At 60.0% G+C, this 13,459-nt stretch carries 13 protein-coding genes; 8 read left to right on the forward strand and 5 right to left on the reverse strand.

All coding sequences use genetic code 11. The features are described from left to right. Window positions 1–53 precede the first annotated feature (53 nt). Entirely contained in the window at window positions 54–1,253 is a 1,200-nt protein-coding gene (locus KYK33_RS11715) for a Bcr/CflA family multidrug efflux MFS transporter (RefSeq protein ID WP_224430622.1), read from the forward strand. A gap of 110 nt (window positions 1,254–1,363) precedes the next feature. Here the strand turns inward: KYK33_RS11715 and KYK33_RS11720 are convergent, their stop codons facing one another. The 3 genes from KYK33_RS11720 to KYK33_RS11730 form a co-directional block, all read right to left on the reverse strand. Next, window positions 1,364–1,942, reverse strand: a complete 579-nt coding sequence (locus KYK33_RS11720) for a pyridoxamine 5'-phosphate oxidase family protein (protein ID WP_224430623.1) — start codon at window positions 1,940–1,942, stop codon at window positions 1,364–1,366. 73 nt (window positions 1,943–2,015) lie between these two features. Next, window positions 2,016–3,446: a sodium:proton antiporter NhaD gene (nhaD, locus tag KYK33_RS11725; RefSeq protein ID WP_224430624.1), complete on the reverse strand. Its 1,431-nt coding sequence runs from the start codon at window positions 3,444–3,446 to the stop codon at window positions 2,016–2,018. Between the two features lie 163 nt (window positions 3,447–3,609). Further along, window positions 3,610–4,074 (reverse strand): DUF4357 domain-containing protein, encoded by a 465-nt coding sequence (locus KYK33_RS11730; RefSeq protein WP_224430625.1) that lies wholly within the window; start codon window positions 4,072–4,074, stop codon window positions 3,610–3,612. 238 nt (window positions 4,075–4,312) lie between these two features. On the opposite strand from KYK33_RS11730, the gene KYK33_RS11735 reads away from it, so the two are divergent. The 4 genes from KYK33_RS11735 to KYK33_RS11750 all read left to right on the forward strand — a co-directional run bounded on the left by KYK33_RS11735 (window position 4,313) and on the right by KYK33_RS11750 (window position 10,142). Then, entirely contained in the window at window positions 4,313–5,008 is a 696-nt protein-coding gene (locus tag KYK33_RS11735) for an ABC transporter ATP-binding protein (protein ID WP_396021397.1), read from the forward strand. Beyond that, window positions 5,002–7,446: an ABC transporter permease gene (locus tag KYK33_RS11740; RefSeq protein WP_224430627.1), complete on the forward strand. Its 2,445-nt coding sequence runs from the start codon at window positions 5,002–5,004 to the stop codon at window positions 7,444–7,446. Before KYK33_RS11735 ends, KYK33_RS11740 begins: the two co-directional genes overlap by 7 nt. A 425-nt stretch (window positions 7,447–7,871) precedes the next feature. After that, the gene (locus tag KYK33_RS11745; RefSeq protein WP_224433003.1) at window positions 7,872–8,963 is read left to right on the forward strand and encodes a lipocalin-like domain-containing protein; all 1,092 of its coding nucleotides are present in this window, start codon (window positions 7,872–7,874) and stop codon (window positions 8,961–8,963) included. Window positions 8,964–9,245: 282 nt separating this feature from the next. Continuing rightward, window positions 9,246–10,142: a hypothetical protein gene (locus KYK33_RS11750; protein WP_224430628.1), complete on the forward strand. Its 897-nt coding sequence runs from the start codon at window positions 9,246–9,248 to the stop codon at window positions 10,140–10,142. A 183-nt stretch (window positions 10,143–10,325) separates the two neighbouring features. On the opposite strand, the gene KYK33_RS11755 is transcribed toward KYK33_RS11750, so the two are convergent. Further along, a complete protein-coding gene (locus tag KYK33_RS11755; RefSeq protein WP_224430629.1) occupies window positions 10,326–11,114 on the reverse strand; it encodes an alpha/beta fold hydrolase in 789 nt (262 codons plus the stop codon). A 108-nt stretch (window positions 11,115–11,222) separates the two neighbouring features. Here KYK33_RS11755 and KYK33_RS11760 point away from each other — a divergent pair, with 108 nt between their 5' ends. The 3 genes from KYK33_RS11760 to KYK33_RS11770 all read left to right on the forward strand — a co-directional run bounded on the left by KYK33_RS11760 (window position 11,223) and on the right by KYK33_RS11770 (window position 12,484). After that, complete coding sequence (locus tag KYK33_RS11760; RefSeq protein ID WP_224430630.1) at window positions 11,223–11,579, forward strand: MmcQ/YjbR family DNA-binding protein; 357 nt, start codon at window positions 11,223–11,225, stop codon at window positions 11,577–11,579. Continuing rightward, a complete protein-coding gene (locus KYK33_RS11765; protein WP_224430631.1) occupies window positions 11,576–12,085 on the forward strand; it encodes a GNAT family N-acetyltransferase in 510 nt (169 codons plus the stop codon). The genes KYK33_RS11760 and KYK33_RS11765 overlap by 4 nt, the downstream gene beginning before the upstream one ends. A gap of 63 nt (window positions 12,086–12,148) precedes the next feature. Then, window positions 12,149–12,484, forward strand: coding sequence for a DUF3802 family protein (locus tag KYK33_RS11770; protein ID WP_224430632.1), 336 nt, complete (start codon window positions 12,149–12,151; stop codon window positions 12,482–12,484). Window positions 12,485–12,795: 311 nt separating this feature from the next. On the opposite strand, the gene msrA is transcribed toward KYK33_RS11770, so the two are convergent. After that, window positions 12,796–13,428: a peptide-methionine (S)-S-oxide reductase MsrA gene (msrA, locus tag KYK33_RS11775; RefSeq protein WP_224430633.1), complete on the reverse strand. Its 633-nt coding sequence runs from the start codon at window positions 13,426–13,428 to the stop codon at window positions 12,796–12,798. Window positions 13,429–13,459: the final 31 nt, after the last annotated feature.

Here is a 13,459-nt window from a genome sequence, read left to right on the forward strand (position 1 = left end):
AAGCTGCTAGACTCACCCCTTTGTCACGCCGTCATCCCAACCCCGGACTCTCTATGCCACAGACGCCCCTCTCGCCACGCTTCCTGTTTATCCTGCTCGGTGCCCTCGCCGGTCTCACCCCGCTGTCGGTGGACATGTATCTGCCCGCCATCCCCAACATCGCTCAGGACTTGGCCACCAGCATTGATGGCGCCCAACTCACCATCAGCGCCTTCCTCGGCGGTTTTGCCATCGGCCAGCTGTTCTATGGCCCGCTGGCCGACAGCTTTGGCCGCAAGCCGGTGATACTGGCGGGTCTGGTGATGTTCTCCATCGCCTCGGTCGGTTGCGCCATGGCGGACTCCCTGCCCGAACTGCTGGCCTGGCGCATGGTGCAAGCCGCGGGAGGGGCGGCGGGCTCTGTGGTGGTCAATGCCCTGCTCCGTGACATGTTCGAGAAAGATGCCTTCTCCCGCGCCATGTCTTTTGTGATCCTGGTGATGACCCTCGCCCCCCTGGTGGCCCCCATCATTGGCGGCTATATCGGTGCCCATGCCAGCTGGCGCCTCATCTTCTGGCTGCTGGTCGCCATCAGCTTGCTGATCTGCGTGGTGATGCAGTGGAAGATCCAGGAGACCCTCAAGCCCGAGCTGCGCCAACCCCTGCGTCTGGGTCAGATCTTGCGTAACTACTGGGGCGTGCTGAGCCACCGCCGCGCCATGGGCTATGTGCTGTGCGGCGCCCTCTCCAGCTCGGGTATGTTCGCCTTTTTGAGTGGATCCCCTTATGTCTATATCGAATATTTCCATGTGCCGACCCAGCACTATGGCTGGCTGTTCGGCCTCAATATCTTGCTGATGATGCTGGTGACCTTTGCCAACAGCCGACTGGTGAAGGGGGTGGGTTCGGAGCGCATGCTGCAATACGGTCTGACGGTGCTGCCCCTGGCCGGCCTCCTGCTGGTCTATAACGCCTGGAGTGAGAGCGGCGGCCTCTGGGGCATCGTCATCCCCATAGTGCTGTTTGTCGGCCACATCAGTCTGGTGGGAGCCAATGCCATGACGGGCCTGCTCGGCCACTTTCACCAGGCGGCGGGTACCGCCTCTGCCCTGGCGGGCACCCTGAGATTCGGGGTCGGCGCCCTGGTTGGCATCCTGGTCAACCTCAACCCGCCGCAATCTCCCCTGCCCATGGCCATCGCCATCGCCGGCTGTGGCCTGGGGGCGACCCTCTGCTACTGGTTGCTGGCCGGCAGACGTCCCGCCACAAGCTGAGGCTTGTCTCTCCCACGAAAAAGCCCTGTCTGTTCAGACAGGGCTTTTTCGTGCTCCTGTCACCGGGTTTTCACGGTGACAGCGCGGGTTGGCGCGGGGAGCGCGCTGACTTATTGCTCGGGGTCTTGCACCGCCGCCAGGCCGCTGCGGGCCACTATCTCGCTCTCAAAGCCATCCAGGCTCTGCTGGTTCTTCTTGCGCCAGTATGCCTGGATCCCCTCCTCGCCCTGACGCGTCGACCAGTTGGCCAAGTCCACCCTGTCAGCCTGATAGTCATACAGCGGCACCGACATGCCGCAAGAGGACTGCACGCTATCGATGTCGAGCAAGAAGATCTGCCGAGCCGCCACGCTGGGGGGAAACAGCGCCATCGCCTCGTCCCAGTCCAGATCGCCACGATGCAGTACCCGTGCCTGGCCATAGGCCCGCAGTATCATGGGCGCCCCCTCGAAGGCGCAGAACATCACCGTCATGCGCGGGTTCTGCAACACATGGGCCGCCGACTCGTTGCCACTGCCGGTCAGATTGAGCCAGGCCAGGGTGTTGCCATCAATGACCCGCACAGAGTCACCCCCCTTGGGCGAGAGATTGACGGTGCCCTCCTCTGCCGCCGTGCCGACAAAAAAGATCTTCTGCGCCTCGATAAAGGCACAATGACGCGGTGAAAGCGCCTCGAATAACTGTCCCATCTGCTTGTTCCCTCGGCTTTATCAGGCGATGACGCAGCGCTCCTGATGAGCGCCTTTCCTGGGGACGAGCATATCAAAACAGGGCGCTATTGAGCCACAGGTGAGCACCTATGCTCGCCAGATAGCCAAGCAGGATGACAGGCAGCCATTTGAGGTGGCCAAAGAAGGTATACATGCCGTGAGCCTGCCCCATCAGCGCCACCCCGGCGGCCGATCCGATGGAGAGCAGACTCCCCCCCACTCCCGCCGTCAGGGTCACCAGCAGCCACTGCCCCAGGGGCATATTCGGATCCATCGACAGCACGGCAAACATCACGGGGATGTTGTCGACCATGGAAGAGAGCAGCCCGATGGCGATGTTGGCCCAGGTCTGCTGTCCGCCCTCGTAGAGGAAGTGGGAGACCAGCTCCAGATAGCCCATGAAGCCGAGCCCGCCGACACACATCACCACCCCGTAGAAGAACAGCAAGGTGTCCCATTCGGCTTTCGCTATCTTGTTGAATACATCGAACGGCACGACCGATCCCAGACGCCGCAAGCGTTCATGATCGCCGGTGCGCTCGTAGAGGGCGCGCTTACGCGCCAGGGAGCCTGGCAGCGTCTTGCGCAGGTAGAAACCGAAAAATTGCAGATAACCCAGCCCCATCATCATGCCCAGCACAGGGGGCAGCAGCAGGAAGTGATAGCAGAGGACGGCGGTCACTATGGTCAGGATAAAGAGCAGCACTATGGTGCGGGCTCCCCGCTTGAGCTCCACCACCTCACGGAGGGCATTGGGGGCATGGCGCGGCACCATGAGGCTCATCAGCAGGGCGGGCACCAGGAAGTTGAGCAAAGAGGGAATAAAGAGCAACAAGAACTGGCCGAATTGCACCTTGCCAGCCTGCCACACCATCAGGGTGGTGATATCGCCAAAGGGGCTGAAGGCCCCGCCCGCATTGGCCGCCACCACTATGTTGATGCAGGCCAGATTGACGAAGCGGCGATCGCCATTGGCCACTTTGAGGACCACGGCGCACATCAACAGCGCCGTGGTCATGTTGTCTGCCATCGGCGAAATGAAAAAGGCCAAGCCACCGGTGAGCCAGAACAGGGTGCGCAGCCCGAAGCCCGATCGCACCAACCAGGCACGCAGGGCATCGAACAGCAGCCGGTCCTCCATGGCGTTGATGTAGGTCATGGCCACCAGCAGGAAGAGCATCAGCTCGGCATATTCCAGCAAATTGTGGCGAAACCCGTCGTGGACCAGGGTACTGAGCCCCTGCTCGGCGTAGACGATGCCTATCAATATCCAGATGATACCGGCCGCGATCAACACAGGTTTGGATTTGCGCAGTTGCAGGTACTCTTCGGCCATCACCAGGGCATAGGCAAAGACGAAGATGGCCACGGCAAACCAGCCAACACCGCTGTCGGTCAGGGGAATGCCGCCACTGTTGGCGACGCTGGCGCAGGAAAACAGACTGAGCCCAAGCAGGGCCATGAGGCGTATAAAACCAGACATAACTGCTCTTCCGTTGAGAACTGTCTGGCCTTGATGCTAGCAGCCGATACAAAAATAAATTGTATCCATATCAAGCTTTTCAGTATTGCTGCCCGAAAACACGCACCTCGTTGAGCCGTGGGAAAAGCAATTGGCCAGGCTCCAGAAAAGCCCGGCATCCTGGCTATTTTTTTCCGAAACCTGACTGTTTCAGGGTATGGCCGCTGCTGTTGTGCCAGGCATCCAGGCCGCTGCGGTTATTGCCCGCCACCAGGCTGGCCGCGAGACTCGGGCTATTGAACAGTTGATCCTGGGTGAAGAGGAAGCCCTGCTCCTTCGGCTCAAGCACGCCCTTGGCGAGCAACTCTTCACGCAGTTCGATCACCGCCTCGCGCAGGGAGGCCGCGTCCACCCCATTGGCAGTGGAGCCCGCCAACACCATGAAGCCCGGATTTTGCCGCTTGCCGACCGGGTAACCGTGGGCCTCTGCCCCCTTGCCGCTGAAGTGATAAATTTCCCGCTCGCCCGGCTTGGTCTCTGCCAGGGCTTTTTGCAGTGTCATCAGCTCGTTATAGATGTCGATGGGCACCACAGCCGCTTGTTTGTTGCCCTTGCCATCGACGATAAAATTGACCTGCTTGTGTAACATCCTTGCCATCCTCTAAGCCACGATGCCCTATTCTACCCAGCTCTGCCAGACAGGATCCAGACAGGATCCCGCTCCGTTTTGCTGCCCGGATCACGCCTCGCCCAAGACGAGCGCCTCCCCCTTGGCCTATAGTGGCCCCAGACTCGGATAACGCGCCGCCGAGTCAGTCGGCGGGCTCAGGGAGAGTAACATGCCAAGGCTCAACCAGATCCACAAGAACAGGATCAAGGAGGTCAGTCTGTTAAAGGTTGTCAAACTCCACAAAGGGTTCGAGGGGGACGGCACAAGGCAGCCCCTGCTGCAGGGGGTGGATTTTTGCCTGATGCCGGGGGAGATCTGCCTGCTGCTCGGCCAGAGTGGCTGCGGCAAATCGACCCTGCTCAACCTGATTGCCGGTCTTATCGCCCCCGACAGCGGCGAGATCTGGCTCGGCGATACCCGGCTCGATCTGTTGTCTTCCCACGCACTGGCGCAGCTGCGGGGCCGCGAATTTGGCATCGTCTATCAGGATTTCAACTTGCTGGCGACCCTGACCGTGGCCGAGAACCTGCGACTGCCCAGGGAGATCAACGGTCAGCCCCAGGATGAGGCGGCGCTGACGCAGCTGCTCGACGAGCTCGGCCTTGGCGCAAAACGCCACGCCTGGCCCGAGCAACTCTCCGGCGGCCAGCGACAACGGGTGGCGCTGGGGCGGGCACTGATCCACCATCCTGCTTGGCTCCTGGCCGACGAACCCACCGGCAGCCTGGATGAGGAGAACGCCGATCAGATGATGGCGCTCATGGTCGCTGCGGTGCGCGAACGCGGCACCGGTTTGCTGCTGGTGAGCCACAACCCCGCCTACGCCGCCCTGGCCGATCGCGTGTTGCGGCTGAGTGCGGGCCGCTTGCAACCCGTCGAGCGCCATCCACCTCAACCTGCCTCCCCATGCTGATCTTTCTCTCCTTGCTGAGGCTTTACCGCCGTCATCCCTGGCTATTGCTGATGAGCCTGTGCGGGCTGCTGCTCGGTAGCGCCCTGGTGGTGGCCATCGACCTGCTCAACCAGAGTGCACGCAGCAATTTCCTCGCCGCCCGCAGCCAGCTCGCGGGGGAGGCCAACTACCGGCTCTCTGCCCCGCCCGGCGCCCTGCTCGATGAGGCCCTCTACGTCAAACTGGTGCGCAGTCTGCCCGGACTCGAGGCCATGCCCCAGACCCGCGACTGGCTCAAGGATGAGCAGGGACGCAGCCTGCAACTGCTCGGCATGGACTTGTTCAACCCGGGCCCCTTGCGCTCCCTCTTCTCCCAGGATGCGGCTCAAGCACTGCCCGGCCTCTCGCTGCGCCCAGGGGAGAAGGCCCTGGTGCAAAAGGGCGTCTGGCTGGCCAACAGTGAGGCCGAGCGACTGGGCTGGCGAGTCGGCGAGACGCGCGCTTTTCACCGCTTCAACCAGGGGGCGGCGCCACTGCGCCTCACCCTGGCCGGTACCTTTTCACCCGGCGCCCTGCCCATGGAGCAGCTGATCATCACCGACATCGGCATCGCCCAGGAGCTGACCGGCAAGCGCGGGCGACTCGACGCCATCTTGTTCAAATTGACGGCCCCCCAGGTCGCCGCCGTGCAGGGGTTGTTGCCCGCCCCGCTCTGGCTGGTGCCCATCAGCCCGGTCCTGGACGCCAGTCAGCTCGGCGATGCCCTTGGCCTCAATCTCAGCGCCCTCTCCCTGCTCGCCATGGCGGTGGGGCTCTTCCTGGTGTTCAACGCCATGAGCTTCGTGCAGAGCGTGCGCCGCCCGCAACTGGCCCAGTTGCTGATGCTGGGGGCGACGCCCTATCGGCTGCTGCGCCTGCTCGCCCTGGAGCTGTTGCTCATCGCCTCGGTCGGCACCGGCCTTGGCATATTGCTGGGCATGGTGCTGGCCGAGGCGTTGATGGGCCAGGTCTCCCAGAGCCTGGCCAGCCTCTATGGCCCCAACCCCATCGAGCTGCTGCGCCTCTCGCCCTGGGTGCCCCTCAAGGCCGCCGCTATCGGCATGGGGGGCGCCCTGCTCGCCGCCCTCCCCGGCTGGTGGCAGCTGCTGCGCCAACCGCCGCTGACCTTGCGAGACAGCCCCCCGCAACCCCCTGGCCGCACCCGCTGGCGCCGCACGGCGGCCTCTGGGTTATTGCTGCTGTGCGGGCTCTGCGCCGTCTGGCCAGCAACCGGTCTTATCGGCGCGCTGTTGATGGCGGCGGCCTGGTTGCTGGCCATGGCCCTCTGGCTGCCCGAGGGACTGCGCTGGCTGCTTGGGCTCCTCAGCCGCTTCGCCAACCAGGGCTCCCACTCCTGGCCCCTCTCCCTGCGTCTGGCCTTGGCCGAGACCCGCTATCACCTGAACCGCACCGCCATCGCCCTGATGGCCCTGCAACTGGCCATCGCCGCCGCTATCGGCATCGGGGTCATGGTGTCGAGCTTTCGCACCAGCGTGGAGCTCTGGCTCGGCCAGCGGCTGGTGGCGGATCTCTATGTCAGCCCCCCCGCCCGCGGCCCCGGTGAGCGGGGCTGGTTTGCCGCAGATGAACTGGCCACCATTCAAGCCCTGCCCGAGCTGACACAGCTATCCCGGCGCAGCACCACCTTGGCTCGCGTCGGCGAGCACGCGATAGAGTGGGTACAGATGGACCTGATCCCTCCCATGCGTCGCGCCTATCCCCTGCTGGCCGGTCACTGGCCCACGGGGAACGATCAGGTGCTGGCCAGCGAGCCCTTCACCAACCACTTTGCCGCGACGGTCGGGGAGAGGCTCTCCGTTGAGACATCAAGCGGGCCCAGAGAGGTACAGATAAGCGGCATCTATCGCGACTACAGCAGTGACAAGGGCCAGTTGCTCCATGAGTTCGAGGCGGGCGCGGCGCACTCCCTGGCGCTGTTCACTGCCACCCCTGAGGCCCTGAGTCAGCGGCTGCGGGCCCTTGAGCCCAGTGCCAGCCAAGTGTTCGCCCCCGCCATTCGCACGGCCGCCCTCAAGGTGTTCGAGCAGACCTTTGCGGTGACCGAGCTGCTCAAACTGTTGATCCTCGGCATCGCCTTTATTGGCATCGCTTCGTCGCTCATGGTGCTGGGGCTGGCGCGGGCCCCGGAGTTTCGCACCCTGCAAAGCCTGGGCTTCACCGCTGCCCGCTGCCGCCGCTTGCTCATCTTGCAAGGGGCGGGCCTTGGTCTGCTCACCGCCCTGCTGGCCCTGCCGGTGGGTTATGGCCTGGCCTGGATCTTGATTGAGATGGTCAACCCCCGCGCCTTTGGCTGGACCCTGGTGTTTGAACCCGCCCCCCTGCACGCCGCCACAGCCCTGCTGTTGGCGCCGCTCACCTCGGCCCTGGCCGCCTGGCTGGCGGCAAGGAAGGCCATATGAATCAGCCCCTACCCATCACACTCGCAAACGGCAAGGGGAGCCCCATGAATCAACCCCTCGACACTGGCCGACTCATCGCCGGTGGCAAGGAAGGCCATATGAACCAGCCCCTCGAAAACGGCAAGGGGAGCCCCATAAATCAGCTCCTCGACACTGGCCGACTCATCGCCGGTGGCAAGGAAGGCCATATGAACCAGCCCCTCGGCACTGGCCGACTCATCGCGGGCGGCAAGGAAGGCCATATGAATCAGCCCCTCGGCACTGGCCGACTCATCGCCGGTAGCAAGGAAAGCCATATGAACCAGCCCCACGGCACTGGCCGACTCATCGCCGGTGGCAAGGAGAGCCAACTGTGCAAGACCCGCCATGCTCATCCGCTGGCAAGGCTCGTCACACCGACCAACAAGCAGCTTGGCTCAGTGGTGATGGCGCTCTGGCTGGCATTATTGGCCCCAAGCCTCGCCCGGGCCGATCCGTTAAGGGAGGTGCTCGGCGCACAAGAGGATGGCGCGCGAAAGGTCAAACCGGGGGAGAGCGTGCAACTGCCCCGGGATCACGGGGCCCACCCAGACTACAGATCCGAGTGGTGGTATCTCACCGGCAACCTCAAGGATGAACAGGGGCGTGACTATGGCCTGCAATGGACGCTGTTTCGCCACGGCGTAGCTGGCCAGGGCATATCCACCAACAGCGAGGGGGCCAGCGGCAATCCCTGGCTCAGCCCCCAACTCTGGCTCGCGCAGTTTGCCATCACGGATCTGGCCGCTGGCCGCCATCGGCAAGATGAGCGCAGCAGTCGCCAGGGGCCGGGGCTGGCGGGGGCCAGCAAGGGGGAGTATTGGCTCAGGGAGTGGTCACTGAAATCCCAGGCAACAACCCGAGGGGCTGATCTCTTTCCGGCAACCCTCAGGGTCGATAGCAAGATTGGTCAGCTGAAGCTGCGAGTAAACGCCCTTAAACCCGCGGTACTGCAAGGCAAGGGGGGCTACAGCGAAAAGAGCTCGGGCAACGCCTCCCTCTACTACTCCTACCCCAGACTGGCGCTGACCGGCACTTTGACCCTCGACGGGGAGGCGCGCTCCGTGACGGGGCAAGGCTGGTTCGATCACGAGTGGAGCAGCTCGGTACTGGCCCAATGGCAATCGGGCTGGGACTGGTTCTCCCTGCAATTAAACGATGGTCGCGAGCTGATGCTGTTTCGCCTGCGCACCAAAGCGGGCCGCGCCAATCCCGAAAACCAGCCCGAGAACCGCTACGGCATCTTGATCGAACGGGACGGCAGCAGCCGGCTGCTCGCCCCGGAATCCATTGTCCTCACCCCCGGCAAAACCTGGCGTGGACCCAAGGGCCAGCCCTACCCCATCGAGTGGCAACTTAAGGCCGCCGATTTGAATCTCGTTATTAAGGCGCGCCAGCCCAATCAGGCCATGACCGGCCGCTTCGACTATTGGGAAGGAGCAGTGACTGTGGGGGGCGATGCCAAAGGACTGGGCTATCTGGAAATGACGGGGTATTGAGCACCATAAAAATCTGATCGGCTTCAAAGAATCATTCAAACCCCATGCTTTTGGTGATTTTTCACTCAACAGGCTGATAGGTGATTGATACCATCTCCAGCTGGACCCTTTGTTGCCTTGTTACATATGATTTTTATCATCGACTTACAAGACCAAAAAAATCCGCGAAAGTCCGATTACGCTTCGCTAATCGAACCTACCGTGAAGTGAATTATTCATATAACAACAGCCTGACGCAGTATTCTCAGACCTCCATTGTTAATATTTACCATGTGAGTACATATGATTGACTTAGATAAAATTTACTTTAAGAGCAAAGTGGTAGGTAAGTTATCTTCTCAAAACCTGATTGATTTGAAAAATATGTTACATGACATAGAACAGAGCAGAAGAAAATTACAAGAAAATGCTTATATGATAAATATAAATATTAAAGATACTGAATCCAGTCTAGCATGGATAAATTGGTTCCCGGCAAAATTTTTCTTTAAGAAAAATATATCATCTAAAAAATCTGCCTTGCTCACCCTAAGAGATAAGTCAGCAGAGTTAGATAGTGAAATTAAAAAGCACCAACTGGGACTTGAAATACAAATATCAGATAAGCTTGAAAGCATATTTGGCTCACTGAGCCATCACTTCAATAACTTGATATCTATAGATAAAGCATGGGATATTACAACCTCTAGAAGGATTGACCGAGTTGTTGAAAGGACGGCAGCAGACAATGTTATAGAGAGAAAGGAAGTGAGGCTAAAGCTATCGGATAGTTCAAAAATACTCTGTGACTACCAGGCGCTTAACTTCGGAAATGCAAATGGTGACGACTTACATATCTATCCACAATTTATATTTATGGAAAGCAATAATGATATTGCCCTAATTGACATACAACACGTAACCATTGACTTCTCATATGTTAATTTCATCGAGAGTGAAAAGGTACCTTTAGATTCAAAGGTTATCGATCATGCATGGGCAAAATCTAATAAAGATGGAAGCAGAGACAAGCGTTTTACTGACAACTATCAAATCCCTATTGTTCGTTATGGTGAGCTACATCTGAAATCTAAATCTGGTTTAAATGAAGTATATATGTTCAGCAAACCTGAATCCGCAAGGGAATTTAAGAATCTATTCGATGAATATAAAACAGCATTAATAAAGGATGGCGTTTGAAATTATATATCTGGCGTAGGTTAGAATAGCGGAGCGTATTCGGATGATCGTGGATGGAACGTTCGAACCTCTCCAGTCTCGAGATAATTCTCGGGTCGATTATATTTTTGTCGATGGTCGCTATCGAACTCTGTAACAACGAGGCAATTCGCTGTTTTGCTTCACCTCGCTCAACTCAACCACCTATGCCGCGACCGTCTGGCTGGATATAAACGCCAACGACTGCCGATTAAAGTGCTCCGGCTGCTCAACATTGCAGACATGGCCGCAGTTCTCGATGATGGCGAGCTGGCTGTAGGGGTCGCGGGCCACCTGCTCGCGCACCGGGGAGAGGAACATGTGATCCTCCTGCCCCATCACATAGAGGGTCGGGATCGGCAGGGCGCGCTCCTTGAAGTAGCGCATCAAGGGGTTCACCTCGGCGGCGAGGCGGAACCAGCGTTTGAACTCCTTCTGGCACAATTTCCGGGCCTCGCGCACGAACAGGTTGCGGGACTCCTGATGGTGCTGGCGCGGCATGATGATGAAGGCGAACAACCGGTAGAGCCACATGTAGGGCAGAATATGCTGGCCGACCCGGCCGAGCTGCACCAGCACCCTGGAGCGGATGTCGAGGCGCAGTATGGCGCCGCCGAGCACCATGCTCTTGACCCGCTCGGGGCAGAGCTCGGCCAGGTGGCGAATGAGGATGGTGCCAAGGGAAATGCCGACAAAATGGGCGCGGGGAATGCGCAGGTGATCGAGCAGGCGCTGGATGTCCTCGGTCACGGCCCGAAAGCTGTAGTGCCCCTTGACCACTTGCTGCAACTGGTGGGATTGGCCGTGGCCGCGCAAATCCAGCAGCAGCACGTTGAAGTGCTCCCGATAGGCGCGCAGTTGCTTGAACCAGATGTTGGAGCTGCCACCGGCGCCGTGCACGAACACCACCCAATCCCGATCGGGGCCAAGCTCAAAGGTCTTGTGGTACAACATCTTATGGGCTCCCGGGGGGTTGAGGGATATACTCGGCGAGCATATTAACAGAAGGGGCGCCCCGCTGAATATGCTGTCACTCATCATCGGACCAGCACGGAGCCCCGCATGACCCTCTCTCTTTTGCGTGAATTTCTGCTCAGCCTGCCCGGCGCCCAGGAGGATACCCCCTTCGGCCCGGAGTTCCTGGTCTATCGCATCGCCGGCAAGATGTTCGCCCTGGTCAACTGGCAGGCCGAGCCGCTGACCATCAACCTCAAGTGCGAGCCTGAGCTGGCGCTCTTGCTGCGCGAGATCCACCCCGAAGTGAAACCCGGCTGGCACATGAACAAGCAGCACTGGAATACGGTGACCCTGAGCGAGAGTCTGGACGCCGCGCTCTGGCAGGGCTGGATCCTGCACTCCTATGAGCGGGTGGTGGCGGGTTTGCCCAAGGCCAAACGACCGCAGGCGGTGAAATCATGACGATATCGCAACCATCATCAGGCAGCCAAGAGCGTGATACCTTGCGCTGCGTGCCACTGTGCGCCGCCCACATCCCGCGCCTCGCAGACCTGTTCGAGCGCACTGTGCGCGAACTTGGCCCCGAGCATTACAGCCCGGAGCAGGTCGAGCAGTGGGCCCGGGGGGGCCAGCATCCCGGCTTTGCCGACCAGTTGCAGGCTCATCTCGGTTGGGTACTGGAGCAGGGCGACACCTTGCAGGGCTTTATCACCCTGAGCCCGGATGGCCATCTCGGCCTGCTCTATGTGGCGCCGGAGCTGCGCAGACGGGGACTGGCCAGTTTGCTCATTCGCCGCCTGCTGCAAGAGGCCAGGGCCCTGGGCCTGACGTGCATCGACACCGAAGCGAGCCTGTTCAGCTACCCGCTGTTCCTGCGCCATGGCTTTGAGCTGGACGGATTGGAGCAGGTAAGCCGGGGCGGTGTCAGCTTCACCCGTCACCGCCTGCACTTGAACTTACACGGATGAGCTTGCCAAGCTGAGCCTGGCCACTAGAATACGCCCTGATTTTTTCGATGAGGTAGAGACCCCATGGTGGTTGAGAGTGATGGCTACATAGCACTGATTGAATATCTGGTTGAACGGCTCAGCCTGTTCGAGGGCCACCAACAGGGGCCAGGGAGCCTGACCATAGAAGATCTGGTCAGCGAGCGAGTCGCCAGCAGTCTGATGACCCTGTGCGAGCAAAACCCCCAACTCGATGCCACCTTGCGTTTCGTGATGATGCAGGAGGCCGATGCGGTGGTCGCCGATCTGGAAGAGGTGCTCTCCGCCGTCTGGCTGCAGGCCCCGACCGAGCCGCAACTTGCTTTTTTGAACGAATTTATTGACCTTATCAAGAACCTGTTCGACAGCGCCATCAACTGACCCCGACCCGCAAGGGGTGTCAAATGAAAGGAGGACTCTGGCTCCCTCACGCGCTCTGATCTTGGAAACTGACCCGGCAAGTGGCTCGCAATGTTTTGATTGATAAGCGGAAATGAGAAGGGCCGCCCCCTGGAGGGCGGCCCCGCTTGCTATCATGGTTGGGAGGCTCATCATGTGTCTGGCATCGCGGCCATCCTTGGCTGCTATCTAGTTAGTCTACTCCTGTGGCCGCAAGTTCCTTTTTTGTTCCACTTTATTTCAACTTTTTTGCAACCCCTGATAACAAGCTCCGAAAGGAAACGTTCCTGGCATTAACGGGCCAGACTGGGGGGCAGGCAGACGCCGATGCCACCGAGGCCGCAATAACCTTCCGGATTTTTATGCAGATATTGCTGATGATAATCCTCGGCGTAGTAGTAGGGCGCAAACGGCACTATCTGGGTGGTGATGGTGCGTGTATCACCGCTCGCCACCATGGCCTCCTGATAGGCGGACAGGCTCGCCTCGGCCAGCGCTTTTTGCTGCTCATCGGCATAGAAGATGACGGATCTGTACTGGCTGCCCACGTCCCCGCCCTGGCGCATGCCCTGGGCCGGATCATGATGCTCCCAGAACAGGCGCAGCAGATCCTGGTAGCTTATCTGCGCCGGATCGAACACCAGTTGCACCGTCTCGGCGTGCCCGGTCTGACCGCTGCACACCTCTTTATAGGTCGGATTGGGGGTATGCCCGCCCTGATAGCCAGCCGTGCTCGAATAGATGCCTGGCTGCTGCCAGAACAGGCGCTCGACTCCCCAGAAGCAACCCATGCCAAACCAGGCCCGGGCCAGGCCCTCGGGCCAGGGACCCTGGGTCGGGTGACCGTTGACCGCGTGCACCTGACCAATCACCATGGCTTCATCGCGACCCGGCAGGGCCTGGTCGGCTGACAACATCTGTTCCATCTGTTCATCCTTAAATAGCGAGGCAGGCTCG

Source organism: Aeromonas rivuli (assembly GCF_020149575.1).
Taxonomy (GTDB): domain Bacteria; phylum Pseudomonadota; class Gammaproteobacteria; order Enterobacterales; family Aeromonadaceae; genus Aeromonas; species Aeromonas rivuli.

Excerpts from the sequence above, each read along its gene's own strand:
- KYK33_RS11755 (WP_224430629.1), bottom strand. The coding sequence starts at position 11,114 with ATGTTGTACCACAAGACCTTTGAGCTTGGCCCCGATCGGGATTGGGTG.
- KYK33_RS11715 (WP_224430622.1), top strand. The coding sequence starts at position 54 with ATGCCACAGACGCCCCTCTCGCCACGCTTCCTGTTTATCCTGCTCGGT.
- KYK33_RS11750 (WP_224430628.1), top strand. The coding sequence starts at position 9,246 with ATGATTGACTTAGATAAAATTTACTTTAAGAGCAAAGTGGTAGGTAAG.
- KYK33_RS11770 (WP_224430632.1), top strand. The coding sequence starts at position 12,149 with ATGGTGGTTGAGAGTGATGGCTACATAGCACTGATTGAATATCTGGTT.
- msrA (WP_224430633.1), bottom strand. The coding sequence starts at position 13,428 with ATGGAACAGATGTTGTCAGCCGACCAGGCCCTGCCGGGTCGCGATGAA.
- KYK33_RS11765 (WP_224430631.1), top strand. The coding sequence starts at position 11,576 with ATGACGATATCGCAACCATCATCAGGCAGCCAAGAGCGTGATACCTTG.
- KYK33_RS11760 (WP_224430630.1), top strand. The coding sequence starts at position 11,223 with ATGACCCTCTCTCTTTTGCGTGAATTTCTGCTCAGCCTGCCCGGCGCC.
- KYK33_RS11745 (WP_224433003.1), top strand. The coding sequence starts at position 7,872 with ATGGCGCTCTGGCTGGCATTATTGGCCCCAAGCCTCGCCCGGGCCGAT.
- KYK33_RS11740 (WP_224430627.1), top strand. The coding sequence starts at position 5,002 with ATGCTGATCTTTCTCTCCTTGCTGAGGCTTTACCGCCGTCATCCCTGG.
- KYK33_RS11720 (WP_224430623.1), bottom strand. The coding sequence starts at position 1,942 with ATGGGACAGTTATTCGAGGCGCTTTCACCGCGTCATTGTGCCTTTATC.
- nhaD (WP_224430624.1), bottom strand. The coding sequence starts at position 3,446 with ATGTCTGGTTTTATACGCCTCATGGCCCTGCTTGGGCTCAGTCTGTTT.
- KYK33_RS11730 (WP_224430625.1), bottom strand. The coding sequence starts at position 4,074 with ATGTTACACAAGCAGGTCAATTTTATCGTCGATGGCAAGGGCAACAAA.